General features: G+C 68.7%; 20 protein-coding genes and 1 pseudogene. 14 read left to right on the plus strand and 7 right to left on the minus strand.

Translation table 11 applies throughout. The annotated features are described in order from the left end of the window. Positions 1–22: 22 nt before the first annotated feature. Entirely contained in the window at positions 23–2,107 is a 2,085-nt protein-coding gene (locus E3O48_RS02535; protein ID WP_134537200.1) for a hypothetical protein, read from the plus strand. A 191-nt stretch (positions 2,108–2,298) separates the two neighbouring features. On the opposite strand, the gene arsB is transcribed toward E3O48_RS02535, so the two are convergent. Beyond that, positions 2,299–3,423 carry an ACR3 family arsenite efflux transporter gene (gene arsB, locus E3O48_RS02540; protein WP_134537201.1) on the minus strand — a complete coding sequence of 375 codons (1,125 nt, stop codon included), beginning with the start codon at positions 3,421–3,423 and terminating at the stop codon, positions 2,299–2,301. Between the two features lie 98 nt (positions 3,424–3,521). Between arsB and E3O48_RS02545 the strand changes: the two genes are divergently transcribed. Beyond that, the gene (locus tag E3O48_RS02545; protein ID WP_134508875.1) at positions 3,522–3,881 is read left to right on the plus strand and encodes a metalloregulator ArsR/SmtB family transcription factor; all 360 of its coding nucleotides are present in this window, start codon (positions 3,522–3,524) and stop codon (positions 3,879–3,881) included. A 352-nt stretch (positions 3,882–4,233) separates the two neighbouring features. Further along, complete coding sequence (locus tag E3O48_RS02550) at positions 4,234–4,926, plus strand: M23 family metallopeptidase (protein WP_134537202.1); 693 nt, start codon at positions 4,234–4,236, stop codon at positions 4,924–4,926. Positions 4,927–4,951: 25 nt separating this feature from the next. Here E3O48_RS02550 and E3O48_RS02555 read toward each other — a convergent pair whose 3' ends face one another. From E3O48_RS02555 to E3O48_RS02565, 3 genes are read right to left on the minus strand one after another with little or no spacing between them, the layout of a single operon-like run. After that, entirely contained in the window at positions 4,952–5,278 is a 327-nt protein-coding gene (locus E3O48_RS02555) for a CHY zinc finger protein (protein WP_134537203.1), read from the minus strand. An 8-nt stretch (positions 5,279–5,286) separates the two neighbouring features. Next, entirely contained in the window at positions 5,287–6,162 is an 876-nt protein-coding gene (locus E3O48_RS02560) for a thioredoxin domain-containing protein (RefSeq protein WP_134537204.1), read from the minus strand. A 57-nt stretch (positions 6,163–6,219) separates the two neighbouring features. Continuing rightward, positions 6,220–6,942, minus strand: coding sequence for a TetR/AcrR family transcriptional regulator (locus E3O48_RS02565; protein ID WP_134537205.1), 723 nt, complete (start codon positions 6,940–6,942; stop codon positions 6,220–6,222). 112 nt (positions 6,943–7,054) lie between these two features. Between E3O48_RS02565 and E3O48_RS02570 the strand changes: the two genes are divergently transcribed. Next, positions 7,055–8,083 (plus strand): NAD(P)-dependent alcohol dehydrogenase, encoded by a 1,029-nt coding sequence (locus tag E3O48_RS02570; RefSeq protein ID WP_134537206.1) that lies wholly within the window; start codon positions 7,055–7,057, stop codon positions 8,081–8,083. A gap of 39 nt (positions 8,084–8,122) precedes the next feature. On the opposite strand, the gene E3O48_RS02575 is transcribed toward E3O48_RS02570, so the two are convergent. Then, positions 8,123–9,448 (minus strand): GNAT family N-acetyltransferase, encoded by a 1,326-nt coding sequence (locus E3O48_RS02575; protein ID WP_134537207.1) that lies wholly within the window; start codon positions 9,446–9,448, stop codon positions 8,123–8,125. Between the two features lie 91 nt (positions 9,449–9,539). On the opposite strand from E3O48_RS02575, the gene E3O48_RS02580 reads away from it, so the two are divergent. From E3O48_RS02580 to E3O48_RS02610, 7 genes are all read left to right on the plus strand, one after another. After that, a complete protein-coding gene (locus tag E3O48_RS02580; RefSeq protein WP_241982369.1) occupies positions 9,540–10,790 on the plus strand; it encodes a glycerate kinase in 1,251 nt (416 codons plus the stop codon). Positions 10,791–10,842: 52 nt separating this feature from the next. Continuing rightward, positions 10,843–11,862, plus strand: a complete 1,020-nt coding sequence (locus tag E3O48_RS02585) for a LacI family DNA-binding transcriptional regulator (RefSeq protein ID WP_134508860.1) — start codon at positions 10,843–10,845, stop codon at positions 11,860–11,862. 233 nt (positions 11,863–12,095) lie between these two features. After that, the gene (locus E3O48_RS02590; RefSeq protein ID WP_134537209.1) at positions 12,096–13,436 is read left to right on the plus strand and encodes an ABC transporter substrate-binding protein; all 1,341 of its coding nucleotides are present in this window, start codon (positions 12,096–12,098) and stop codon (positions 13,434–13,436) included. Positions 13,437–13,536: 100 nt separating this feature from the next. After that, complete coding sequence (locus E3O48_RS02595) at positions 13,537–14,493, plus strand: carbohydrate ABC transporter permease (protein WP_231382741.1); 957 nt, start codon at positions 13,537–13,539, stop codon at positions 14,491–14,493. After that, complete coding sequence (locus E3O48_RS02600; RefSeq protein WP_134537210.1) at positions 14,493–15,431, plus strand: carbohydrate ABC transporter permease; 939 nt, start codon at positions 14,493–14,495, stop codon at positions 15,429–15,431. Before E3O48_RS02595 ends, E3O48_RS02600 begins: the two co-directional genes overlap by 1 nt. A 70-nt stretch (positions 15,432–15,501) precedes the next feature. Beyond that, on the plus strand, positions 15,502–17,019 hold the full coding sequence (locus E3O48_RS02605) for an alpha-N-arabinofuranosidase (protein WP_134537211.1): 1,518 nt from the start codon (positions 15,502–15,504) through the stop codon (positions 17,017–17,019). Then, positions 17,016–18,014: an aldose 1-epimerase family protein gene (locus E3O48_RS02610; protein WP_241982370.1), complete on the plus strand. Its 999-nt coding sequence runs from the start codon at positions 17,016–17,018 to the stop codon at positions 18,012–18,014. The genes E3O48_RS02605 and E3O48_RS02610 overlap by 4 nt, the downstream gene beginning before the upstream one ends. A 31-nt stretch (positions 18,015–18,045) precedes the next feature. Here E3O48_RS02610 and E3O48_RS02615 read toward each other — a convergent pair whose 3' ends face one another. Then, on the minus strand, positions 18,046–19,566 hold the full coding sequence (locus E3O48_RS02615; RefSeq protein ID WP_134537212.1) for a xylulokinase: 1,521 nt from the start codon (positions 19,564–19,566) through the stop codon (positions 18,046–18,048). Between the two features lie 357 nt (positions 19,567–19,923). After that, positions 19,924–21,054 (minus strand): annotated as a pseudogene (gene xylA / locus E3O48_RS02620) (xylose isomerase); the annotation flags it as partial. A 439-nt stretch (positions 21,055–21,493) separates the two neighbouring features. Between xylA and chvE the strand changes: the two are divergent. The 3 genes from chvE (at position 21,494) to mmsB (ending at position 25,429) form a co-directional block, all read left to right on the plus strand. Further along, complete coding sequence (gene chvE, locus E3O48_RS02625) at positions 21,494–22,615, plus strand: multiple monosaccharide ABC transporter substrate-binding protein (protein WP_134537213.1); 1,122 nt, start codon at positions 21,494–21,496, stop codon at positions 22,613–22,615. A 90-nt stretch (positions 22,616–22,705) separates the two neighbouring features. Next, the gene (gene mmsA / locus E3O48_RS02630; protein WP_134508846.1) at positions 22,706–24,235 is read left to right on the plus strand and encodes a multiple monosaccharide ABC transporter ATP-binding protein; all 1,530 of its coding nucleotides are present in this window, start codon (positions 22,706–22,708) and stop codon (positions 24,233–24,235) included. A 6-nt stretch (positions 24,236–24,241) separates the two neighbouring features. After that, on the plus strand, positions 24,242–25,429 hold the full coding sequence (gene mmsB, locus E3O48_RS02635; protein ID WP_134522815.1) for a multiple monosaccharide ABC transporter permease: 1,188 nt from the start codon (positions 24,242–24,244) through the stop codon (positions 25,427–25,429). Positions 25,430–25,447: the final 18 nt, after the last annotated feature.

The raw sequence follows: 25,447 nt of genomic DNA on the forward strand, positions 1-25,447 counted from the left end.
TGCTCGAACCAGGAGACCCACAATGACGTACACCGCTGTTCGCTCACCATCCGCCCTCAAGGTCGTCGCCCTCACGGCTGCCGTGTCGATGCTCCTGCTCGGAGCAGGCACCGCCGCCGCGGCCGCGTCGCCACCGACATCCGTCGCCCACAGAGGGCAGTCGGCCAGGGCTCCGCTGACCAACCTCGCGCACCTCGACTTCCTCCTCGACACCGTGCCGCTCCCGGCCGTCGAAGGCCACACGACCTACGGCATCGAGGCCATGCCGACCGCCCAGGCACCGTGGACCTACTCGGATAAGAAGGCCGACGGCAGCTACGGGCGGGTGGGCGGCGGGTCGCTCGACCCGGCCACCGGCCACTGGAGCCAGGGTGCCTACAACGCCGACGACATCGCCCGCACCGCGGTCGTCTACCTGCGCCACTGGCAACTGACCGGCGACGCCGCGAGCAGGGAGCACGCGCTGCAGACGCTCCGCTCGCTGACCTACCTGCAGACGGCCACCGGCCCGAACGCCGGCAATGTCGTGCTCTGGCAGCAGGCCGACGGAACGCTGACGCCCAGCGCCACACCTCGGGAGCTGCCCGACCCGAGCGACTCCGCCGAGTCGTACTGGGTGGCTCGAACGGTCTGGGCCCTCGGTGAGGGCTACGCCGCCTTCAAGGGCGCCGACCCGCAGTTCGCCGCATTCCTCCAGGACCGGCTGCACCTCTCCCTCGACGCGCTCGGTCGACAGTCCCTGGCCCGATTCGGTCAGTTCGATGTGGCCGACGGAGTGAAGGTGCCGGCCTGGCTGATCGCGGGCGGGGCGGATGCCTCGGCCGAGGCAGTGCTCGGGCTTTCCGCCTACGTCGCGGCGGCACCCACTGACGCCGCGGCCCGCACGACCCTCACCCGGCTGGCCGAGGGCGTCGCAGCGATGTCCTCCGGATCGGTCACCCAGTGGCCGTTCGGGGCGATCATGCCGTGGAACAAGTCGCAGACCCTGTGGCATGCCTGGGGCGGCATGGCCCCGGCCGCCGTCGCGACGGCATCCGCGGCGCTCGGCCGGACCGACCTGCTCGGTGCGGCCGTGAAGGATTCCGCCCAGTTCACGGCGCAGCTGCTCGCCGCCGGCGGACCGGACAACGCGTGGAGCCCCACCCCGGGTGAGGCACAGATCGCCTACGGGGTCGACTCGCGGGTGCAGGGTCTGGTCGCCACGGCCAAGGCCGCGAAGGCCCCCGGCCTGATCGACCTGGCCGCCGTCACCGCCGCCTGGTTCTTCGGAGCCAATCGGAGCGGGCTGGCTGCCTACAACCCGGCTACCGGCGCCGCCATCGACGGCATCGAACACGACGGCCGGGTCAACCCGAACTCCGGCGCCGAATCGACTATCCACGCCCTCCTCACCATGCTGGCGCTGGACGCGAACCCGGCACTGAAAGCGAAGGCGCTCGGCATCACCAGGACGGTCGGCACCAACGGCCTGAGCGTGGTCGAGGCCGAAGCCGGCACGATCACCGGGACCGGCACCGTGGTTCGGCCCGCGTCGGCGTGGACCGGCGAGGCCAACCTCTCGGGCGGGGCCTACGTCGCCCTGGCCGCGGGGGACACGCTGAGCATCCCCGTTCCGGCCGCCGACCAGGCGCGCAATGTGTACCCGATCGTGAACCAGACCGAGGCGCCTTCCGGCGGCACGACCTGGTCAGCGGGCACGGCGCGGCTGGGCAGCACCGCCAACGGGGGAGCGGGCGCGCAGGGCATCACGGATGCGCCGGGCCGGCTCTTCCCGCTCACGCTCACGCGCTCCCTGCCGGCCGGTGCCACCGCCGTCGTCGGGGCTGCCGACGGTCCTGCCGCCGTGGACGCCCTTCTGGTGCAGCCGCTCGTCTCCACCGTCTCGGTGACCGGGCCGGCCGGGGACAGCACCGTCTACGTCAGTGCTGCCGGTGAATCCAGCCGGCGACTGGTGGCCGTGCCGCGGGGCTTCCGGCTTCAGCAGGAGGCGTTCGACGCGACCGGCAGGCCCGTGGCCTCCGGGCGAGACGGCCGGAAGGACGCATCGTCGACCGCCGTCACGGTCGCGCCCGGCGGATTCACCGTCACAAAGCTCATGCGCAAGTAGGGCAACCTCCGCCGCACCGACCTGCGCCCGCCGCACCCGTGGGGGGCGGCGGGCTCAGTGCAACCCCGAGATCGACCCTTTCGGTCGAGACCGGCCGGCAGGGAGGTCGACCTCGACCGGAAAGGTCGATCTCGGCGGGGAGAGGGATCAGACGGGGCGGGGGCGGGGTGGGGGACGGGGAGGTGAAGAGACTAGACCCGGTCGGGGACGGGCTCGGCGACCAGCTCGGCGACGGCGACGGATGCCTGCGGCTCGGTCCCCGGGAACAGTCGGGGACGCAACCAGAGGGCCACGTAGACGAGGGCGACCAGCGCGGGGACCTCGATCAGCGGGCCGACGATGCCGGCCAGGGCCTGGCCGCTGGTGGCGCCGAAGGTGCCGATGGCCACCGCGATGGCCAGCTCGAAGTTGTTGCCCGCGGCGGTGAACGCCAGCGTCGTGGTGCGCTCGTAGGACAGACCGATCAGCTTGCCGAGAAGGAAACCGGTGAGGAACGTCACCGCGAAGTACACGAGCAAAGGCAGAGCGATGCGTGCGACGTCCAGCGGGCGGTCGATGATCTGCCGGCCCTGCAGAGCGAACAGCAGAACAATCGTGAACAGCAGGCCGTACAGGGCGAACGGGCCAACCTTCGGCAGGAACCGGCTCTCGTACCAGGCGCGGCCGCGGGTGGCCTCGCCGATCCGGCGGGACAGATAGCCGGCCAACAGCGGAATGCCGAGGAAGACGAGGACGCTGGCGGTGATCGCCCAGATCGAGAACTCCGCGCTCGTGGTCGACAGCCCGAGCCAGGCCGGAAGGATCTGAAGGTAGAACCAGCCCAGGGCACCGAACGCGAACACCTGGAAGACCGAGTTGACGGCGACGAGGAACGCGGCCGCTTCCCGGTCACCGCAGGCGAGCTCGTTCCAGATCAGGACCATGGCGATGCAGCGGGCGAGGCCCACGATGATCAGGCCGGTGCGGTACTCGGGCAGGTCGGGCAGGAAGATCCAGGCGAGGGCGAACATCAGGGCGGGGCCGATGAGCCAGTTCATCACCAGCGAGGAGATCAGCAGCCGCTTGTCCCCGGCGACCGCTCGCGCATCCGAATAGCGCACCTTCGCGAGCACCGGATACATCATGACCAGCAGCCCGATCGCGATCGGCACGCTGACCGAGCCGATCGTGAAGGCGCCGAGGGCGTCACCGACGGCGGGAGTGAAGACCGCCATCAGCAGCCCGCCGCCCATCGCCGCGAGGATCCACACCGGCAGGAACCGATCGGTGAAGCCGAGGCGGACTGAGACTGCGGTCGTCGGTTCGGGGGATGGCATGCGGCTCCGTCGATCTGAGCCACCCTGGATCGCGTGGCATCGGTAAGGAGTCTGGCGAATGCATCGATGGATGTCAATTTATGGGGGATACTGTTCTCATGTCGTTCATCGAGATCCAGACCCCCGTGATCACCGGGGCGGATGCCGCGTGTTGCGCCCCGGCGAGCCGGGACGCGATCGGAGCGGAGGCCGCGGAGGCGCTGGCCAGGTCCCTCAAGGCGCTCGCCGACCCGGCCCGGCTGCGCCTGGTCTCGATGGTGGCTGCGCACCCGGATGCCGAGGCCTGCGTCTGCGACCTGACCGAACCGCTCGGACTCAGCCAGCCGACCGTGTCGCACCACCTCAAGGTGCTCGTCGAGGCCGGACTGCTGACGCGGGACAAGCGCGGGACCTGGGCTTACTACCGCCTCGTGCCGGGCGCCCTCGACTCGCTCGCGGCGCTGCTCGCCGCCGTCTGAGTGGGGGCCTGAGGGCGGGGGTCTGAGGGGCGGACGCCTGAGGGTGCCTGTCGGCCGCCGTCGGGCGATCGCGGCTCAACCCGCTCCGCGCGGGCGCGGGATGGCCGGCCCGGTCATGGCTTTCACAGGATGCCGAGATATTCTCAAGTCTTGCGCGCCTGGCCCGATGCCGACCCAGGTGTGCCCCAGGACACTTCCCGACGAGGGAGCGTCGTTCCCTTGGGCCAGCTCCACGCCGTGAACGCATCTCCGTCTGAACGAGGTATCCGCTCCCCGACCCCCGACGAGAGATCCCCGATGACCCTTCGCTCTACTCCTGTGCCCTGCCCGACCACTTCGCTGGAAGGCGCCTATGCGGACGCGTAGGCCGGCCGCGTTCGCGTTCCTCTCGATGGTGCTCGCCGCCCTGCTGACCACGGTGCTCGCGATTCCGGCCCAGGCCGTCGAACGCGAAGGCTCGTCCGGCCCGTCGCTCATCGCGGCGGCGGCGGCGTCGACCGGTCCGGCGCAGAGCCTTGACGCGGGCAACGTGCTCGTGGCCGCGATCGCGCGGGACGGCTACTCCGTCGGCCAGACACCGGCCGCCGTGGCCAGCGCCGCGGCCGCGGCCCGACCCGCCGTGCAATGGCCGTTCCCGACGGCGGTGCGGCTCTCCGACCGCTTCGGCCCGCGGGACTCGCCATGCGCCGGCTGCTCGTCGTTCCACAAGGGGCTCGACCTGCTCCCCGGCGAGGGAACGCCCGTGCACGCGATAGCCGACGGCGTCGTGCGCGAGGTGTCCGCCTACGACGACGGCGGACTGGGCGTGCACGTCGTGCTCGACCACACGATCGACGGGCGGCTCGTCAGCAGCGTCTACGCGCACTTCCAGGAGGGCTCGCTCGCCGTGGCCGTCGGGCAAGCCGTATCCGTCGGCGACCAACTCGGCGCCGTGGGCAACACCGGGCAGAGCACCGGGCCGCACCTGCATTTCGAGATCCTCCTCGACGGGGTCACCCCCACCGATCCGTTCGCCTGGCTGACCGACCGGGCCGGGCCGCAGTAGGCGCAGACCCGGATGCCGCGCGCGCTCAGGCGGTGGGCGCCGGAACCTCGAAGTACAGGTGAGCGTGGGCGCGGCATCCGTCATTGAACGGGGCCGAGCACTGCGGGCACCGGGTGACCTGCCGGTAATCGGTGATGCTCAGGGTGCCCCGGCAGGCGCCGCAGAGGATGGCCGGCTCAGACCACTCCGATGCCGGCCATTGCCGGGCCGGGTGCATCTCCCCGGCCGTGTGACAGAGGAAGCAGGGGTAGAACCGGCCGCAACAGGCGAACTTGATCGCCACGATGTCCGCCGGCGTGCGGTAGTGCACGCAACGGGTCTCGTCGTCGACGGTCTGGCCGAAAACCTGCATGCGGGACTCTACTTCGCGGCGACCTGGGCGGTCACGAAGTCAGAGAACGTTGTGGCGTTGTCGAGGGCGCCCGTGTACGCGACGCCGTTCACCAGCACGGTCGGCGTGCCGCTGATCTTCTTGATGTCGGCATCCGGCAGCGGGCCGGCCAGGGCGCGCTTTGTGGCGGCGCCCAGCCAGCTCGCGAAGGCGCGGTCGGTGATGCAGGAGGCCACCTTCTTGTCGGTGACCCCGGCGGTCTTGACCAGGCCGGCCAGTTCGGCGTCGGTGAGCCCGGTGGTGCTCTCCTTGGGCTGGCTGGCGAACAGGGCCATGTTCACGGCGAGGAAGTCGTCCGGCTGGTAATTCGCCACGCAGGCGACCGCGTTGGCGGCCCGGGTGGAGTACTTGCTGCCCGCGGAGTTGGAATCGAGGATCGAGATCGGGTGGAACTCGAGCGTGGCGGTTCCGGCGGTGACCCAGCTCGCGATCTGCGCGCCGTTGGTGGCCTCGAACTGGCCGCAATACGGGCACAGGTAGTCGACGTAGACGGCGATGTTCGCGGTGCCGGTGAGGGCGGTGCGGTCGGTCGCGATCGGCTTGGCGTCGGCGGCGAGGGCCTTCGTCGGCGTGGCCGTGATCGCCGAACCGTCGCCGGTCAGCAGGATGCCGTCACTGGCCATGTTGGCCGGGCCGGCGGCGGCAGGTCCGACGCTGTTGACAATCACCAGGGCGACGATCGCCGCAACGGCGAGCAGGCCGGCCCCGATCCCTCCGCGCATGAAGAGGCGCTTGCGCTTGTCGCGCTTCTGCTGCTCCTCGCGCATGAGCCGGGCGCTTTCGCGCGCCTGCTCGCGGCGGTCCTTCTTCGGGGGGACTGGCTTGCCGTAGGCGTTGCTGTTCATCTGGCTGTGCACCGTTTCGTCTGGGCTGACTCTTCGGTTCAAGGTTACGGCGTGCGCCTATCGGCGAAGTGCGGCGCGGCTGTGAGGCGGCTGTGAGCCAGGGTGCTGGTCGGCGCCCAGCATGGTCGCGAGCCCGTCGAGTACGAGGTCGAGCCCGACCAGGAACTCGTCACCGTAGAAGTACCCCGGCTTCAACACGTGGTCGGCCGTGAGCTCGGCCAGGTAAGGGTATTCGCTGCGAGGCAACTGCGCCAGCATGATCGCGGCCATCGCCGCTGTTTCCTCCGATGTGGTGAAGGGCAGGCTCTTCTCCTGCATCGCAAACCCGTAGATGTAGCTGTCGACGGCCGAGAACGCGTGGGCCGTCTTCTCCACCGAGAACCCGCCGTTGCGGAAGGTTCCGATCACCCGGTCATGGTGCCGGAGGGTGGCCGGTCCCGGATTGGTCCCGGAATCTCGCACGGTGGTCGCCCAGGGGTGACGGGCCAGGACCTCACGGAAGGAGATCGACCGCTTGCGGATGGCGCTCTTCCAGTCGTCGCTGTGCGACGGCAACTCGATCTCGCCGAAGATCGCATCGGCCATGCCGTTGATCAGGTCGTCCTTGTTGGCCACGTGGTTGTAGATCGACATGGCCTCCACGTTCAGGTCGTCGCCGAGGCGCCGCATGGTGAGGGCCTCGAGCCCCCCGGTGTCGGCGAGGACGATGGCTGCGGCGATCACCCGCTCGCGGTTGAGGCGGATTCGAGGCGCTGGCGTTGCCTTGCGCGGTGATGCCATGTCGGTCTCCTGCACTTTTCGGTTGACAAACCTTACCACGTACGCATAGAGTGCTTACAAAATAAACCTACAACGTAAGTTGTAATTACATACAACGTAAGGAAGTGAAGCCATGGAACCCACACCCCCGGCCGGCGATCGCATGAGGGCCGTCGTCTCGCGCAGCTACGGTCCGCCGGATTGCGTGGAGATCGAGGAGATCGCCAGGCCGGTCCCCCGTGCACATGAGGTGCTCGTGCGCAACCGGGCCTCGGTCGTGACCGCGGCGATGGTCGAGGCCAGACGAGGGGCCGCGATGGCGCGACTCTACTTCGGGGTGACCCGGCCCAAGTGGCCGGTGCTCGGCACGAACTTCGCCGGCACCGTGGAGGCGGTCGGTGGTGACGTGACCCGATTCGCGGTCGGCGACCGCGTCACCGGTGTCAACGTCGTCGGCTTCGCCGCACACGCTGAATACGTCGTGGCTCCCGAGGCGGGAGTGATCATTCGAACCCCGGATTGGTTGAGCGACATCGACGCCGTCGCGGCGTTCGACGGTTCCGTCACCGCGCTTCCGTTCCTGCGCGACCGCGCGCGGCTCGCGCCGGGACAGTCGATCCTCATCAACGGCGCCGCCGGGGCGGTCGGCTCCGCAGCGGTCCAGCTCGCCAAGTACTGCGGCGCACGCGTCACCGCGGTGTGCAGCGGCGCCAACGGCGAAGCGGTGCGCGCACTGGGAGCGGACGTGGTGATCGACTACGCGGCCGAGGACTTCACCGACGCCCGGGAGCGCTATGACGTGATCTTCGACGCCGTGGGGAAGAGCTCCTTCACCCGCAGCCGCCGGGCGCTCACGCGCGACGGCCTGTTCCTCACGACGGTGCCCTCACCCGCGATCCTCGGCTGGATGGCCTGGACCTCCCGGTTCGGCCGGAGGAAAGCCGCGATCGAGTTCACCGGCCTGGCCGGGCAGGACGAGATGGCGAAGAACCTGGTCTTCCTCGGGGCGCTCGCCGAGTCGGGCGCACTCGTGCCCTTCATCGGCCGGACGGACCGGATGGAAGACGCCGCCCTGTCCCACCAGTACGTGGAATCCGGGCACAAGAGAGGAAGCGCCGTGATCACGTTCGGCCACGTCGTCAGACAGCCCGCTCCGCGATAAGGCGGGCTCGACGACGATGAGGTCCCACCCCCGCGCGGCTCAGAACCAGGTGCTCAGGTGCGGCGGCTGAATGGTGTGGAACGCGGCGTCGAGGCGCGCGGCGGCATCCGTGCTGCCCTCGCTGAGCCGGCCTGCCCTGGCGAGGGTGGCCGCGCTCGTGCCGCCGAGGTAGAGGCTGGCCAGGTCCGCGGCGGACAGGGAGACCCGCACTCCGTCGGATGCGGCCGGTGCGGTCACCGGTCGGGCGTCGCCGCGGCCGTGTTCGTCCACCGTGAGCCGGAACTCGCCGTCGGCGAAGCCGAGGTCGTCGCTCACCGTGAGGTGGAAGGTGCCGGGCGCGGAGTAGCGGCGCCGGCCGAGCACGACGGGCAGGTCGAGGATGCGCAGCCAGAGGTGGTCGCGCTCGTCGGTCTTGCGCAGGGCGCGCGGGTCGGCGACCTGCCAGCGGACGGGCTCGGCCACGCTGCGGAGCGGGGCTGCGATCTCGCTGACCAGGTCCATCTCGAGCAGGAATCGCCAGAGGCCCGCGTAGGCGTCGTCGGTCGCAGCGACCAGGTCGGCGAGATCGAGCCGGGCCGGGTAGCCGTTGGGCCCGAGGGCCACCCGATAGAGGGCGAAACCCTGGGGGATGCCGTCGGCGTCGTCGAAACGCACGGCGCGGAGGGTGAGCTCGGGGGTGCCCGGCGCTGCCGGCATCAGGCCGAGCGCCTGCCGCCACCAGCCTTCCCGCCGGTCGACCTCGCCGGCCGCCCCGGCCAGCTCTCGCGCCCGGGCGAAGACGGGCGGCCCGTCGGTCAGGAGGGTCTCCGGCGCGACCAGGTGCAGGCGGCCGGCCGACCCCGGACCGGCCCAGCGGGCCCTGGTCGTGTCGATCGTGTAGCCGGCCTGGTGCGCGGCAGGGCCGAATCCGTAGCGGGCGTAGATGGTGGCCTCGGAGACGGTCAGCATGGCCAGCGGCAGGCCGAGCCGCGTGGCGGTGCGAAGTTCGGCGGTGAGCAGGGCGCGAGCTATGCCCCGGCGCCGGTGGGTCGGTGCCACCGTGACCGAGCTGATCGCCCAGGCCGGGAGGCTGCCGCCGGGAACGGTGACGTCCATCGGCCAGCACCGCACCGTGGCGACGGGCGTGCCCGGATCGGCGGCCGCCGGGTCGAGCACGGCCGTGATCCGGTCGCCGGCCACCTCCGCGGCCTGGGCGGCGAGCGACTCCGCGCCGGGCGCGGAATCGTGGAAGCCGCGGGCATCCGCCTGCAGCCAGCGCGTCACGGCGGAGTCATCGGCAGGGTCGATCAGGCGCAACTCGAGGCCGTCGGCCGCCAGGGCGGCGTGGGAATCGGCGTCGATGGGGAGCGCGGCGTAGTCGGTCACGGCCTCACCCTAGCCGTGTTGATCGCGCCGGGGCCGGGCGTTCCGGCGCATCAGGAGCAGAATGGCCACGCAGCACCATCGGAGGTCACCAGTGTCGAATCCCCCTTCCCGGACCGCTGCCCGTGCCGGCGGCCGGGTGGTTGTGATCGCGCCGGATTCGTTCAAGGGCACGATCGGGGCGAGCGACGCCGCGCGCCGGATCGCGGCGGGCTGGGCATCCGTCCGCCCGCAGGACCGGCTGCGGCTGCTGCCGATGGCCGACGGCGGCGAGGGAACCCTCGACCCGTTCGAACTCGCTCTGCCGGGCGCGACCCGGATGCCGGTGACCGTGTCGGGACCGGACGGCCGGCCGGTCGACACGCACTGGCTGCTGCTGCCGGACGGCACCGGCGTTGTCGAGCTGGCGGCGACGAGCGGGATCACCCTGCTCGACCGGCTGCGGCCGCTCGACGCGCACACGCTGGGCTTCGGCCAGGCCATTGCCGCCGCCCTGGACCAGGGAGTCACCCGGCTGCTGCTCGCCATCGGCGGCAGCGGCTCGACCGACGGCGGCTCGGGCATGCTCCGGGCGCTCGGCGCCGTGCTCCTCGACTCGGCGGGCCGACCGGTGCCGCCGGGCGGCCACGGCCTCGCCCGGCTGGCCGCCGTGGAGCTGTCCGGCCTGCGCCCGCTGCCGCCGGGAGGGGCGCTCGTGCTCACTGATGTGACCAGTCCGCTGCTCGGCGAGCGGGGTGCGGCCGCCGTGTTCGGCCCGCAGAAGGGCGCGAGCCCGGAGCAGGTGGCGGGTCTGGAGGCCGGGCTGGCCCGGTGGGCGGCCGCCGTCGGGGACGCGCGGGCCGGGGCCGAGGTTGGGGCCGCCGATGCGGGTGCTGGTGTGGGTGCGAGTGCGGCGGCCGTGGGTACGGGTGCGGCGGCCGCTCCGGGTGCGGCGGCCGCGGAGATCCCTGGCGCAGGGGCCGCGGGCGGAACGGGCTTCGGGCTGCTGGCCTGGGGGGCGACTCTCGCCCCGGGGGCCGATGCCGTGGCGGGGGCGCTGGGGGTTCCGGCGGCGGTGCGGGGGGCATCCGTCGTCGTGACCGGAGAAGGCCGGTTCGACTCCCAATCGGCGGCGGGGAAGGCGCCGGGCTACCTGGCCGCGCTCGCCGCCGACGCCGGGGCGCAGGCGATGCTCGTGGCCGGGCTGATTGAGGCGCCGACCACCGGTTTCACGGCTGTGGTGTCCCTCACCGACCTCGCCGGCGGCCGGGAGAGCGCGACCCGCGACGCGGCCGCGTGGCTCGAGCGGGCCGGCGCGCGCCTCGCCGCTTCGTACCGGCCCGATGAATTCGGTACAACGTTGTAACATGCGAAGAGAACGGATGCCGACCATCCGTCAGTGAATGAACGGGGACTTCATGGCGGCAACGCTTCACGACGTCGCCCGGATCGCCGGGGTGTCGATCAAGACCGTCTCCAACGTGATCAACGACTACCCGCACATCCGCCCGACGACCAAGCAGCGGGTGCTCGACGCGATCGCAGAGCTTGACTACCGGCCCAATCTCTCGGCCCGCAGCCTGCGCTCCGGGCGCACCGGGGTGATCGGACTTGCCGTTCCCGAGCTGTCGCTGAGCTACTTCGCAGAACTGGCGGATGCTGTGATCCGCTCTGCGGAACGCCACGGTGTCACTGTGCTGATCGAACAAACCGGCGGCGACCGCGCCCGCGAGGTCGAGCTGCTCACGAGCCCGCGTCGCCAACTCACGGACGGGCTGATCTTCAGCGCGCTGGGCATGGACAGCGACGATTCCGAATACCTGCGGGTGGGCTATCCGCTTGTACTCCTCGGCGAGCGGATCTTCGGCGGGCCGACCGATCATGTCACCATGCGAAACGTCGATGCCGCCCGGGCCGCCACGGAGCACCTGATCGCACTCGGACGGCGTCGGATCGCCGTCGTCGGCGCCCATGAAGGCGAGGTCATCGGGTCGGCCGGCCTGCGCCTACGCGGTTACCGCGAGGCGCTCGAGGCCGCGGGGATCCCGTTCGACCCTGCCTTGATCGGTTACACGACCCTGTGGCACCGCTCCAACGGCGCCGACGCGATGCGCGCGTTGCTTGCCTCCGGAGTGGACTTCGACGCGGTTTTCGGGCTCAACGACACCCTCACCCTGGGTGCCATGCGGGTGCTGCAGGAGGCCGGATTGCGTATCCCGAAGGATGTCGCGGCCATCGGCTTCGACGACCTGGATGAGGCACAGTACAGTCTGCCGACCCTGACCACGATCGACCCGGGTCGGGAGGAGATCGCCGAGACGGCCGTGCGGGTGCTTCTGGAGCGCATCGCGTCGACCGACCTGGCGCTGCCTCCACGGGAGATCCTGGCCGACTTCCGGATCGTCGAACGCGAGTCCACGGCCCACGCCGCCGCCTGATCCTCACGCAGGGATTCGTTCGGCCGAATTTTTCGATTTCACTTGACAGCGGGTCGCCAGGCTCGCATGATGAATTTACAACGTTTACCTACAACGTTGTAAACGCGTCGACGATGACTCGCCTCTCGCGTTGGTTCGTCCCACGCACCATCTCCCGCATGACTCAGTCGCCCCGGCACTGACCACAGCATTGAACAACGGTGTTCACGCACCGTGAGAGGAAACTACACGACATGAAGACCAAGCTCCTGGCCACGATCGGCGTCATTGCCGTCGCCGCGGCCGCCCTCACCGGATGCTCCGCCGGCACCGCGGCCAAGACGGAAGCGTCCTGCACGAACAAGATCGTCAACAAGACCGCACCGCAGGTCACCGTCTGGGCCTGGTATCCCGCCTTCGAAGAGGTCGTCGACCTGTTCAACAAGACCCACGAGGACGTGCAGGTCTGTTGGACGAACGCCGGCCAGGGCAACGACGAGTACACCAAGTTCTCCACCGCGATCGAGTCGAAATCAGGTGCGCCCGACGTCGTCATGCTGGAGTCTGAGGTGCTCTCCAGCTTCACCATTCGCAAGGCGCTCGTGGACCTCACCGAGTTCGGCGCCAATGACGTGAAGGCCAACTACACAGAGGGGTCCTGGAAGGATGCCTCCAGTGGCGATTCCGTGTACGCCATCCCGGTCGACGGCGGCCCGATGGGCATGCTGTATCGGAAGGACCTCTTCGACAAGTACTCGATTCCCGTGCCCACCACCTGGGCCGAGTTCGAGACTGCCGCGCAGACCTTGAAGACGGCCGGCTCCGATGGGGTCCTGGTCAACTTCCCGACCAACGGCCGTGCATTCAACCAGGCCCTCTTCGCCCAGGCCGGATCCGTCCCGTTCGTTTATGACTCGACCAGCCCGACCGACGTCGGCATTGCCGTCAACGACCAGGGGTCGAAAGACGTGCTGAACTACTGGAACGGCCTCGTGCAGAAGGGCCTCGTCACCACCGACGACGCCTTCACCGCCGATTACAACACGAGCCTCGTCGACGGCACCTATGCCGTCTACCTCGCCGCTGCCTGGGGCCCCGGCTACCTGCAGGGCCTGTCAGACGCTGACGCGGATGCCGTCTGGCGCGTCGCTCCGCTGCCACAGTGGGACGCCGCCAACCCGGTCCAGGTCAACTGGGGTGGCTCGACCTTCGCAGTGACCAGCCAGGCCACGGACAAGAAGCTCGCGGCCGAGGTCGCCATCGGAATCTTCGGCACCGACGAAGCCTGGAAGATCGGCGTGGAAAAGGGAGCCCTGTTTCCCTCCTACACGCCCATGCTCGATTCGGACTACTTCACCAACCTCGAGTACCCCTTCTTCGGCGGGCAGCAGATCAATAAGGAAGTCTTCCTGAATGCGGCTGCCGGCTACACAGGCGCCACCTTCAGTCCGTTCCAGAACTACGCGTACGACCAGCTGACCGAAGAGCTCTACTCGATGGTGCAGGGCGAGCAGGACGGTTCGAAGGCCCTCGACGACCTCCAGGCCAGCCTCGTCAAGTACGCGACGGAACAGGGCTTCACCGTCGCCAAGTAGGTCATCCGGCGATCCAGCCGTCCCCGCTGCCGGTCGGTCGACCACCACCGGCCGGCAGCACCTCACGCTCTGCCCCGGCAGCCCAGCAAAGGACACGAACATGGCACTCACGACCGCGGCAAACGCGAAGAAGGCATTGTCGCCTCCGAGACGCGCGCCGCGACGAACCGGCATCGACCGGATGGACCGCAAACGCCAGAGGTGGGGCTGGCTCTTCGTGGCCCCGTTCGGGGTCGTCTTCCTCACTTTTCTCGTCGCGCCGCTCGCCTACGCGTTCTGGATGAGCCTGCAGACGAACACCCTCGCCACGGGCACGACGTTCACCGGGCTGGCGAACTACGTCAAAGCGTTCAGCGACCCGATCTTCCTGGGTGGCCTCGGCCGGGTCGGCCAGTTCGCTCTGATCATGATCCCCGCCCAGATGATCGTCGCGCTCGTTGCCGCGCTCGTCCTCGACAATCTTTCCACCGCGCTGTCGAAGTTCTCCCGGCTGATGATCTTCGTGCCCTACGCCATCCCCGTCGTGATCGGCGCGCTGATGTGGGGATTCCTGTACAGCCCCCGGTTCGGTCCCGCAACCGACATCTTCGGCCTCATCGGGCTGGCAGCGCCCGACTTCCTGGCGAAAGGAAGCATTTTCGCGAGCCTGGTCAACATCGTGACCTGGCAGTGGGCCGGGTACTACATGATCATCATCTACGCCGCCCTCCGCGGCATCGACCCGGCAATCTATGAGGCCGCGCGCCTTGACGGCGCGAACGGTCGCCAGATCGCCCTCCGGGTCAAGGTACCCATGATCTCCTCGTCGATGGTCATGGTGCTGATCTTCTCCCTGATCGGCACTCTGCAGTTCTTCACCGAACCGCAGGTGCTGCGCGCCGTCGCCCAGGGTGCCATTCCGGTCTCGTACACCCCGAACATGTACGCCTATTCGCTCGCGTTCTCCTACAGCCAGTTCAACTACGCCTCGGCGATCTCGTTCTCGCTCGGAATCGTGGTCTTCATCGGCTCCTACCTCTTCCTCTTCGTCACCCGCAAGCAGAGCGGACTCAAATAATGGCAATTCTCACGCCCCGGCCGGATGCCCCGTCGGATCCGGCCGGCATCGGCCCCACCGTGATCGTGCGACGGCGCAACTCGGGCCGCGACGGCGGCCGACGGATCGGGTCGCACGTGCTGCTGCTCGTGCTGGTGATCTACTTCATCACCCCACTGTGGTGGTTGGCCGTCGCCGCGACCAAGGACACGTCGGGGCTGTTCAGCGGCACCGGCGGCCCGCTCTGGTTCGACAAGGACTTCAACCTGTTCAGCAACATTGCCGGGCTGTTCGAACACCAGGGCGGGATCTACTGGCGTTGGCTGGGAAACTCGTTCTTCTACGCGATCACCGGCGGCGTCGGCGCAACAATACTTGCGGTGCTGGCCGGCTACGGGTTCGCCAAATACCGGTTTCGGGGCCGCAACGCGTTCTTCTCGTTGCTGCTCGGCGCCGTGATGGTGCCTATGACCGCACTTGTCATCCCGACCTTCGTTCTGCTGAGCAACATCGGCCTCGTCAACACGATCTGGGCAGTCATCCTGCCCTCGCTCCTGAGCCCCTTCGGCGTCTACCTGATGCGGGTGTACACCCAGGACGCGATTCCAGACGAACTGCTCGACGCTGCCCGAGTCGACGGAGCCGGTGAGTTGCGAACTTTCTTCCAGGTGGCGTTGCCGCTCCTGCGGCCGGCGATCGTCACCGTACTGCTGCTCTCCGTGGTCGGCACCTGGAACAACTTTTTCCTGCCGCTGGCCGTGCTCAGCGACCCGAACCTGCTGCCTGTGACCGTGGGATTGAACAACTGGCAGGCGCTCTCGAACGCCGGGGCCGGCGGCGAGCAGGTCTGGAACCTGATCGTCACGGGCGCTTTCGTCTCGGTGCTGCCGCTCATCATCGCATTCCTCTCCCTGCAGAAGTACTGGCAGGGCGGCCTGTCCCTCGGCGCGCTCAAGTAGTCGCCGATCCCGGCCCCGGGCATCCGTTTCTCATTCTTTTCCACCTGACCCGCACGATGAAAGAAACCCCATGTCTACCGCTCGCCTGACCCTCGACCCTCACTTCCAGGTCGGAGCCATCAACCGTCGCCTCTTCGGATCGTTCGTCGAACACCTCGGCCGGTGTGTCTACGACGGCATCTACGAGCCAGGACACCCCACGGCCGACGCTGAGGGCTTCCGCGAAGACGTCATCGACCTTGTCAAGGAGCTTGGCGTCTCTGCGATCCGGTACCCCGGCGGCAATTTCGTCTCCGGCTTCCGCTGGGAGGACAGCGTCGGGCCGCGGGCCGAGCGCCCCACGCGGCTGGACCTGGCCTGGCATTCCACCGAGACCAACCAGATCGGCCTGCACGAGTTCTCGTCATGGCTCGAGAAGGTCGGCAGTGAACTCATGCTCGCTGTCAACCTCGGCACCCGGGGTGTGGCCGAGGCCCTGGACCTGCTCGAGTACGCCAACCTCGGCAATGGCACCGCCCTCGCTGAGCAGCGGATCAAGAACGGAAAACGGGATGCCTTCGGCATCAAGATGTGGTGCCTGGGCAACGAGATGGACGGGCCGTGGCAGCTCGGCCACCGCTCGGCCGATGATTACGGCAAGATCGCCTCGCGCACCGCGAAGGGAATGCGCCAGCTAGACCCGTCGATCGAGCTGGTTGTCTGCGGGTCGTCGAGCGCACAGATGCCGACCTTCGGCGAGTGGGAGCGCGTCGTGCTCGGCCACACCTACGACGACGTGGACTACATTTCCTGCCACGCCTACTACGAAGAGAAGGACGGCGACCTCGGATCGTTCCTGGCCTCCGGCGTGAACATGGACCGGTTCATCGAATCGGTGGTCGCCACGGCCGACCATGTGAAGGCCGTCAACGGCAGCGACAAGACCATCAACATCTCCTTCGACGAGTGGAACGTCTGGTACATCGACAGGTTCGAGGGTGTCGACAAGATCACCGGGATCGACAACTGGCCGGTCGCGCCGCGCCTGCTCGAGGACGCGTACACGGTGGCGGATGCCGTGGTGTTCGGCAGCCTGCTGATTTCGCTGCTCAAGCATGCGGACCGGGTGACGAGCGCGTCGTTGGCGCAGTTGGTCAACGTGATCGCGCCGATCATGACCGAGCCGAACGGCCCGGCCTGGCGGCAGAGCACGTTCTTCCCGTTCGCCCTCACTTCGCGGCTTGCCACCGGGGTCACGCTCGAGGTGAAGCTCGAGGCGGACAGCTACGACACCGCCGTGTACGGGACCGTGCCGCTGGTCGACGCGGTGGCGACGCACGATGCGACGAGCGGGGCGACATCCGTCTTCCTGGTGAATCGTTCGCAGACCGAGGACGCCCTGATCACGATCGACATCGCCGCTCTCGGCCCGGTCGGGATCGTCGACGTCCAGACGCTGACCGACGCGGATGTCCACGCTGCGAACACGCTTGACGCGCGCGACCGCGTAGGGCTGGCAGTGAACGCATCCGCCGCGCTCGGCACAGGCGTGGTCACTCTGACCCTGCCGCCGGTGTCGTGGACGGCGCTGGCGCTGCGGACGGAGTGACGCTTGTGGCCGGGGTCTCGGCGAACGGCATCCAGTACGAGTTCGAGTGGCACGGGTACCGGGCCGTGGTGACCGGGACCGGGGCTGGCCTGCGATTGCTTCAGCACGACGGGCGGGACCTGATCGTCGGCTTCCCCGCCGACGAGCCGATGCCGAACTTCCGCGGCGCCCTCGCGGCGCCCTGGCCCAACCGGATCGCCTCGGGTCGTTACCCGGTCGACGGTGTCGACCGGCAGCTGCCGGTCAACGAACCGGGCCGGGAGTGCGCCCTGCACGGGCTCGTCTTCGACCGGAACTGGCGGCTACTCGAACGAACCACGGCAGAGGTCGTCCTCGGGCTCCGGCTGCCGTCAAGCGCCGGCTACCCGTTCGACCTGGATCTGGTCGCCCGGTATGAGCTCGGCCCCGACGGGCTCACGACGACCGTCGAGGCTACGAACGTCGGCGGAGGCACGGCACCCTATGGAGTGTGCCCGCACCCCTACCTCAGGGCGGGGGACTCGCCGCTCAACAGCTGGCTGCTCACCCTGCCGGCCGACAGCTACCTGCGCGTCACGCCCGATCGGCTGCTGCCCGCTGGTCTCGCCGAGGTCGCCGACGGTCCCGACGGATCATTCGACTTTCGCAGGCCCCGCTCGATCGGCGCCACGAAGATCGACCATGCCTTCACCGGGATCGTGCGAGAGCCGGCGAGGAAGGGGTCCGGCCGCGATGGACTGGTCGGGGGAAGCCTCAGTGCCGAGCTCGGCACTGGCCTGGTAACCGTCGAGCTGAGGGAAGTGTCCGGCCGTGGGGTGGCGATGAGTTTCGGCCCCGAGTGCGGGTGGCTGCAGATTCACACGGCCGATCTGCCTGCCCCGGGACTCAACCGTCTGGGACTGGCCGTCGAACCGATGACATGCCCGCCGGATGCCTTCAATTCCGGGACCGACCTGATCCGCCTGGCGCCGGGGGAGTCACATCGGGCGAGCTGGAGCATCCGCGCGCTGGAGTGACCCGCCGCGGGCGGAGGGCGGAACGGGCGGGTCAGCCGGTGACCCGGTGCGCCGCGTACTGTGCTCGGATGACAGGCTGGAAGTCTTGCGCCGGCTGGGCGGCGATGGACAGCGGCCAGTCCGGCCGGTGATCGGCGAGTGCCCAGGCCGCCTGAACGGCGGCGCCGTCCGCGACATACTCGCCGGGGGCCGGCACTATGACCGGGTTCTCGAACAGCTGGGCGGCGATCGTGCGCACGGCCGGGTTTTGGGCCGCACCGCCGATCAGCAGGATGCGGGACACCGCCACGCCCTGGGCCCGCACGGCGTCGAGCCCGTCGGCGAGCCCGCAGAGGAGCCCCTCGACCGCCGCGCGGGCGAGGTTCGGCCGGGTCGCCCCGGCCAGGGTCAGGCCGAACAGGGTGGCGGTCGCGTCGGGCAGGTTCGGGGTGCGCTCACCCTCGAAGTAAGGCTGGAGCACAAGCCCGCCGGCACCGGGCTCGGCCTCGAGGGCGAGCCGGCCGAGCTCGTCATGGTCGACGCCGAGCAGCCCGCGCACGGCGTCGAGCACCCGGGCGGCGTTGAGCGTGGCGACGAGGGGCAGGAAGAGCCCGCTGGCGTCGGCGAATCCCGCGACTGTGCCGGAAGCATCCGTCGCCGGGTGGTCGGTCACCGCGAACACGGTGCCGCTCGTGCCGATCGACACGATCACGTCGCCGTCGGATGCGCCGAGGCCGAGCGCGGCGCCGGCGTTGTCGCCCGCACCGACGCCGACGACGATCCCGGCCGGGACGTCGGCCCTGGCGGTGTGTGCCTGAGGCGGAGTTTCTTGGCCGGAGGCGGCGTGTCGCGCCACGGATGCCGGCGTGTCGCCGAATTCTCCGTTCGAACGGGCCGGCAGGTGCACGGTCGTGCCGGCGGTGGCGCCGGGGCCGAGCACGCGGGGAAGGACCGCGGCGTGGCCGAGGGCGCGCTCGAACAGCTCGAGGTCGTAGTCGCCGGTGACCGGGGACCAGTAGCCGGTGCCGCTCGCGTCGGACCGGTCGGTGGTCAGGGCGGAGAGGTCGGGACCGAGCGGGCTTCGGCCGGCCGGGCCGTAGCCGAGCAGCCGCCAGGTGAGCCAGTCGTGCGGGAGCGCCACGGCGGCGACGCGCAGGGCGTTGGCGGGTTCGGCATCCCGGAGCCAGCGCAGCTTGGTGGCGGTGAAGGAGGCCACGGGCACGACGCCGGTGCGGCGCGCGTACTCGCCGGCGCCCACCTCGGCGGCGAGGTCGGCCGCGGCCGGGGCGCTGCGGGTGTCGTTCCAGAGCAGGGCCGGGCGGATGACCTCGCCGTCGCCGTCCAGCGCGACCATGCCGTGCTGCTGCGCCGCGATCGAGAGGGCGGCGACATCCGCGAGCCCGCCGGCGTCGGCGAGGGCGGCGTGCAGCGCGTCCCACCACTGCTCCGGATCGACCTCGGTGCCGTCCGGATGCGACGCCCGCCCGCTCCGCACCAGGGCGCCCGTTGCGGCATCCCGGATGACGACCTTGCAACTCTGCGTCGACGAGTCGACTCCGGCAACCAGTGACATGGCTTCATTCTCCGCTCAATGGGGCGTTCTCAGTGGGGGTGTGCTGCGGGTCGGTCTGCGCCGGGGCTGTCGCGGGGCTGCGGCGGGGGGCCAACTCAGGAGATTCCGGAAGCCACCGGGCGCGTGCGGCGGAATTCCGGGCCGCGCGGCGGGGCATCCGCCGGATTTCCTGAGTTAGCCCCGACGACCCGGCTGGCCGGGGCAGGTGCCCCGGCGGAATGTCGCGCCCCCCAGATGAGCGTGACATGCCGCACCGGGGGGGGGGGGGGGGGGGGGGGGGGGGGGGGGGGGGGGGGGGGGGGGGGGGGGGGGGGGGGGGGGGGGGGGGGGGGGGGGGGGGGGGGGGGGGGGGGGGNCCTTGCCGCCGAAGTAGGCGTCCGTGTCGAAGTCCTCGTACGAGGCGCGGTCCGCGAGCAGGTCGTCGTAGCTCTCGCCCGCGGCGAGCGTGGGCTGGGCGAGCTCGGGCACCATCGACGCGGCGAGCATCTGCTGCACCTCGGGGTCGGCGCGGAAGGCCTTGGCGCGCTCCTTGAGCAGCAGGTAGGTCTGGATGTTGGCGGCCGCCGAATCCCAGACGCCGGTGATGTCCTCGGTGCGGCTCGGCTTGTAGTCGAAGTGGCGCGGCCCGTCGTAGGCCGGTCCGCCGTTCGGTCCGCCGTTCTCGAGCAGGTCGACGAGGGCGAACGCGTTGTGCAGGTCGCCGTGGCCGAAGACGAGGTCCTGGTCATACTTGATGCCGCGCTGGCCGTTGAGGTCGATGTGGAACAGCTTGCCCTGGTAGAGCGCCTGGGCGATGCCGGCGGCGAAGTTGAGCCCGGCCATCTGCTCATGGCCGACCTCGGGGTTGACGCCGACCAGTTCGGGGCGCTCGAGGGTCGTGATGAAGGCCATCGCGTGGCCGACGGTCGGCAGCAGGATGTCCCCGCGCGGCTCGTTCGGCTTCGGTTCGATCGCGAAGCGGATGTCGTAGCCCTTGTCGGTGACATAGTCGCCGAGCAGGTTGACGGCCTCGCGGTAGCGCTCGAGCGCCGAACGGATGTCCTTGGCAGCGTCGTACTCCGCGCCCTCGCGTCCGCCCCACATCACGAAGGTCTTCGCGCCGAGCTCGGCGGCGAGGTCGAGGTTGCGCAGCACCTTGCGGAGCGCGAATCGGCGCACGCTGCGGTCGTTCGAGGTGAAGCCGCCGTCCTTGAACACCGGGGCGCTGAACAGGTTGGTGGTGATCATCGGGATGATCAGGCCGGTGTCGGCGCAGGCCTGCTTGACCCGGTCGATTTGCAACTGGCGGGCGGACTCGGTGGAACCGAAGGCGAACAGGTCGTCGTCGTGGAAGGTGAGGCCGTAGGCACCCAACCGGGCGAGGTTCTCGACCCCGTCGACGACGTCGAGCGGCGGCCGTGTCGGTCCTCCGAACGGGTCGGCGCCGTTGTAGCCGATGGTCCAAAGGCCAAAGGAGAACTTGTCTTCGCGGGTGGGCGTGATTGCCATGGTGATCCTTGTCTGTCAGCGACGTTGATGATTTGTTGTTGCTAGAAACATATTAGGGCAGAATCCGAGCCGGCGCGACTGCCTGGCCGGAATTGGCGAGCGAGTTGGGGGCGCGACGATGCAATCGCCGTCCCGCCCGGTGAACGAGGCCAGGTCGGCGTTCGGTTCACCGGGCGTACGGCGGATACCGCGTAAGGGCGGAGTTGACGCATTCGCAGGCACGGGGAAGGCCTAGTCAGTCGAAAAACGATCCTGTTTGGCGCCCCGGCGACCGTCTCGACGCGCAGTCTCGCCTGGGGGTTGTCAGACCGCTCGCAATTGCTATATGTTGTGCTTGTCAACATACCGGTTCGACCGTATGTCGACCCAGCGTTACAAGGAGGTGATCGGCAGTTCTGCCTCCTCGTGCGATCACAGCATTCAGAGCAGAAAGCAGATCATGACGACAACCAAGAGGCTGTTCACCATCGTTGCCACGGGAGCCGTCGCGCTCTCCCTCGCTGCGTGTTCAGGTACTACCACCGGCTCAACCGGCGGCACCGGCGCGGCCATCGCCGACTGCAACGTCGGCATTTCGATGCCCACCCGCAGCCTCGAGCGCTGGATCAACGACGGTGAGGGTCTCAAGACCCAGCTCGAAGACGCCGGCTGCACCGTCGACCTCCAGTACGCCGACAACAAGACCGACCAGCAGATCAGCCAGATCCAGAACCAGGTCGCCGGTGGTGCCAAGATCCTGGTCGTTGCATCTATCGACGGCAAGGTGCTCTCGCCCGTGCTCGCCGAGGCCAAGAAGCAGGATGCCACGGTGATCGCCTATGACCGGTTGATCAACGGCACCAAGGACGTCGACTACTACGCCACCTTCGACAACTACAAGGTCGGGCAGCTGCAGGGCGAGTTCATCGAAGCCCAGCTCGGCCTGGCCGATGGCAAGGGCCCGTTCAACCTCGAGCCCTTTGCCGGCAGCCCCGACGACAACAACGCCAAGTTCTTCTTCTCTGGCGCCTGGGACGTGCTGCTGCCCTACGTCGAGAGCGGCCAGCTCGTCGTGCCCAGCGGCAAGGCGCCCAAGTCCAACGACGAGTGGACGACGCTCGGCATCCAGGGCTGGGCTTCTGACAAGTCCCAGGCCGAGATGGACAACCGTCTCTCCTCCTTCTACGGCAACGGCGCGAAGGTCAACGTCGTGCTCTCGCCCAACGACAGCCTGGCCGTCGGGATCGAAGCCTCGCTCAAGTCCGCGGGCTACAAGCCCGGCGCTGACTACCCGCTGATCACCGGGCAGGACGCCGACAAGGCCAACGTCAAGGCGATCCTCGATGGCGCCCAGTCGATGACCGTCTGGAAGGACACCCGCACCCTGGGCAAACAGGTCTTCACCATGATCCAGTCCATCGCGGCGGGCGACACGGTCGAGGTCAACGACACCAAGACCTATGACAACGGCAAGAAGGTCGTGCCGTCGTTCCTGCTCGCCCCCGAGGTCGTCACCAAGGACGACGTGCAGACCAAGCTCATCGATTCCGGGTTCATCAAGGCCTCGGACGTCGGCCTCTAGGTCGACTCCCCGGGTGGCGGGGCCGGCCGGTCCCGCCACCACTACGGCACGTTGCACCACCGATGAAACACGCTGACAGGAGCGCCAGTCATGAATAGTCCGATTCTTCGGATGCTCGGCATCGAGAAGGACTTCAGTGGGGTCAAAGCCCTCGACGGGGTCTCGATCGAAGTGGAACGCGGCAAGGTCCACGGCATTTGCGGGGAGAACGGGGCCGGGAAGTCCACGCTGATGAAGGTGCTCAGCGGCGTCTACCCGCACGGCAGCTACGACGGCAGGATCGAATTCGAGGGCGAGGAAGCCACCTTCCGCTCGATCAACGACAGCGAAGCCGTCGGCATCGTCATCATCCACCAGGAACTCGCCCTGAGCCCGTACCTCTCTATCGCGGAGAACATCTTCCTCGGCAACGAGAACTCGAAGCGCGGCGTCATCGACTGGAACAAGACAAACCTCGAGGCGTCGAGCCTGCTCGCGAGGGTCGGGCTCGACGAGAACCCGGCCACCAAGGTACTCGAACTCGGCGTCGGCAAGCAGCAGCTCGTCGAAATCGCCAAGGCCCTCTCCAAGCGGGTCAAGCTGCTCATCCTCGACGAACCGACCGCCGCGCTCAACGACGAAGACTCCGATCACCTGCTCGACCTGATCGAACACCTCCGCGGGCAGGGCATCACCTGCATCATCATTTCCCACAAACTCAAGGAGATCCGCCGGATCGCAGACACCGTCACGGTGATCCGTGACGGTAAGACGATCGAGACGATCGACATGCACGGCCCGGATGCCACCCAGGCCCGGATCATCCGCTCAATGGTGGGCCGCGACCTGAACAGCATGTTCCCGCCGCGCGAACCCAAGATCGGCGCGGAGATCCTCCGGGTCGAGGACTGGACGGTTTACCACCCGGTCGACACGGCACGCAAGGTCGTCGACAACGCCTCCTTCACGGTGCGGGCCGGCGAGGTGGTCGGCTTCGCCGGACTGATGGGGGCCGGCCGCACCGAACTCGCAATGAGCCTGTTCGGCCGCTCCTACGGCACCAACATCTCCGGTCGGGTCTACAAGAACGGCGAGGAAATCTCCGTGCGGACCGTTGACGAGGCCATCCGGAATGGGATCGCCTATGCCACCGAGGACCGCAAGAAATACGGCCTCAACCTGATCGGCGACATCACCGTCAACGTCTCGGCCGCGGCCCTGGCCACCCTCGCGAAGTACGGGGTGATCGACCGCCACCGGGAATACAAGGTCGCCGAGAGCTACCGCACCCGGATGAACATCAAGGCGCCGACCGTCTCGGCCATCACCGGCAAACTCTCCGGCGGCAACCAGCAGAAGGTGGTCCTGTCGAAGTGGATCTTCGCCGGCCCCGACATCCTCTTCCTCGACGAACCGACGCGTGGAATCGACGTCGGCGCCAAGTACGAGATCTACGGAATCATCAACGAACTCGCCGCCGCCGGCAAGGCCGTCGTCGTGATCTCCTCTGAACTGCCGGAGCTGCTCGGCATCTCCGACCGCATCTATGCGATCTCCGACGGCCGGATCACCGGCGAAGTCGCCGGCGTCGACGCCACCCAGGAATCCCTCATGCACTACATGACTGCGGGAAAGGACTAAACCGCAATGACAACCACCACTCCCGCCAAGCGCAAGCCGCGGCTGGCCATCAACTTTCGCCAGTACGGAATCCTCGCCGCCCTGGTCGTCATCGTCGTGCTGTTTCAGGTGCTCACCAACGGGCGCCTGCTGCTGCCGGGCAACGTCAACAATCTGATCCAGCAGAACGCCTACGTGCTGATCCTCGCCGTCGGCATGGTGGTCGTGATCATCGCCGGCCATATCGACCTGTCGGTCGGGTCGGTGGTCGCCATGGTCGGTGCGGTCTCGGCGATCGCCACGAACGTGTGGGGTCTTCCCTGGTGGGCGTCCGTGCTGCTCGCTCTGCTCGTCGGTGCGCTGGTCGGGGCCTGGCAGGGTTTCTGGGTGGCGTTCGTGGGCATCCCCGCCTTCATCGTGACACTGGCCGGCATGCTCATCTTCCGAGGTCTCACCCTCGTCCTGCTGACGGGCGGCACCATCAGCGGGCTTCCCGACCAGTTCACCGCGATCGGGGCCGGCTGGCTGCCGGGCTTCCTTGGTGAACTCGGTGGACGCGACGTGCTGACCCTGGGTCTCGGGCTGGTCACCTGCGTGGCGCTCGTGCTGCAGCAGCTGCGCACCCGGGCGACCCTCCGCCGGCTGGAGTTGCCCCGTGAGACGCTCACCCAGCTCTGGCTGAAGAACGGCATCGCGATCGTCGCCATCATGTGGCTGGCTTGGCTGCTGTCGGGCTATAGCGGCACTCCGATCATCCTGATCATCCTTGCCGTGCTGATCCTGCTCTACACGTTCATGCTCAACCAGACCGTGTTCGGCCGGCACGTGTACGCCATCGGCGGCAACCTGTTCGCGGCCATGATGAGCGGCGTGAAGACGAAGTGGGTCAACTTCTACGTCTTCGTCAACATGGGCGTGCTCGCCGGCCTCGCCGGGGTCGTCAGCACGGCCCGCGCGGGCGGTGCCGTGGCATCCGCCGGCCAGAACTACGAATTGGATGCCATCGCGGCCGTCTTCATCGGCGGTGCCGCGGTTCAGGGAGGCATCGGCACGGTCGTCGGGGCCATCGTCGGCGGCCTGGTGATGGGCGTCCTCAACATGGGCCTCTCGATCCTCTCGGTCGACGCGGCGTGGCAGATGGCGATCAAGGGGCTTGTGCTTCTGCTCGCGGTCGCCTTCGACATCTTCAACAAGCGCCGCAGCGGCGGACGCTGATTCGGCGGGCGGCCACCG

The sequence above is a fragment of the Cryobacterium sp. HLT2-28 genome (assembly GCF_004402495.1).
In the GTDB taxonomy this organism is placed as follows: Bacteria; Actinomycetota; Actinomycetes; order Actinomycetales; family Microbacteriaceae; genus Cryobacterium; species Cryobacterium mannosilyticum.

Excerpts from the sequence above, each read along its gene's own strand:
- E3O48_RS02535 (WP_134537200.1), top strand. The coding sequence starts at position 23 with ATGACGTACACCGCTGTTCGCTCACCATCCGCCCTCAAGGTCGTCGCC.
- arsB (WP_134537201.1), bottom strand. The coding sequence starts at position 3,423 with ATGCCATCCCCCGAACCGACGACCGCAGTCTCAGTCCGCCTCGGCTTC.
- E3O48_RS02545 (WP_134508875.1), top strand. The coding sequence starts at position 3,522 with ATGTCGTTCATCGAGATCCAGACCCCCGTGATCACCGGGGCGGATGCC.
- E3O48_RS02550 (WP_134537202.1), top strand. The coding sequence starts at position 4,234 with ATGCGGACGCGTAGGCCGGCCGCGTTCGCGTTCCTCTCGATGGTGCTC.
- E3O48_RS02555 (WP_134537203.1), bottom strand. The coding sequence starts at position 5,278 with ATGCAGGTTTTCGGCCAGACCGTCGACGACGAGACCCGTTGCGTGCAC.
- E3O48_RS02560 (WP_134537204.1), bottom strand. The coding sequence starts at position 6,162 with ATGAACAGCAACGCCTACGGCAAGCCAGTCCCCCCGAAGAAGGACCGC.
- E3O48_RS02565 (WP_134537205.1), bottom strand. The coding sequence starts at position 6,942 with ATGGCATCACCGCGCAAGGCAACGCCAGCGCCTCGAATCCGCCTCAAC.
- E3O48_RS02570 (WP_134537206.1), top strand. The coding sequence starts at position 7,055 with ATGGAACCCACACCCCCGGCCGGCGATCGCATGAGGGCCGTCGTCTCG.
- E3O48_RS02585 (WP_134508860.1), top strand. The coding sequence starts at position 10,843 with ATGGCGGCAACGCTTCACGACGTCGCCCGGATCGCCGGGGTGTCGATC.
- E3O48_RS02590 (WP_134537209.1), top strand. The coding sequence starts at position 12,096 with ATGAAGACCAAGCTCCTGGCCACGATCGGCGTCATTGCCGTCGCCGCG.
- E3O48_RS02595 (WP_231382741.1), top strand. The coding sequence starts at position 13,537 with ATGGCACTCACGACCGCGGCAAACGCGAAGAAGGCATTGTCGCCTCCG.
- E3O48_RS02600 (WP_134537210.1), top strand. The coding sequence starts at position 14,493 with ATGGCAATTCTCACGCCCCGGCCGGATGCCCCGTCGGATCCGGCCGGC.
- E3O48_RS02605 (WP_134537211.1), top strand. The coding sequence starts at position 15,502 with ATGTCTACCGCTCGCCTGACCCTCGACCCTCACTTCCAGGTCGGAGCC.
- E3O48_RS02615 (WP_134537212.1), bottom strand. The coding sequence starts at position 19,566 with ATGTCACTGGTTGCCGGAGTCGACTCGTCGACGCAGAGTTGCAAGGTC.
- chvE (WP_134537213.1), top strand. The coding sequence starts at position 21,494 with ATGACGACAACCAAGAGGCTGTTCACCATCGTTGCCACGGGAGCCGTC.
- mmsA (WP_134508846.1), top strand. The coding sequence starts at position 22,706 with ATGAATAGTCCGATTCTTCGGATGCTCGGCATCGAGAAGGACTTCAGT.
- mmsB (WP_134522815.1), top strand. The coding sequence starts at position 24,242 with ATGACAACCACCACTCCCGCCAAGCGCAAGCCGCGGCTGGCCATCAAC.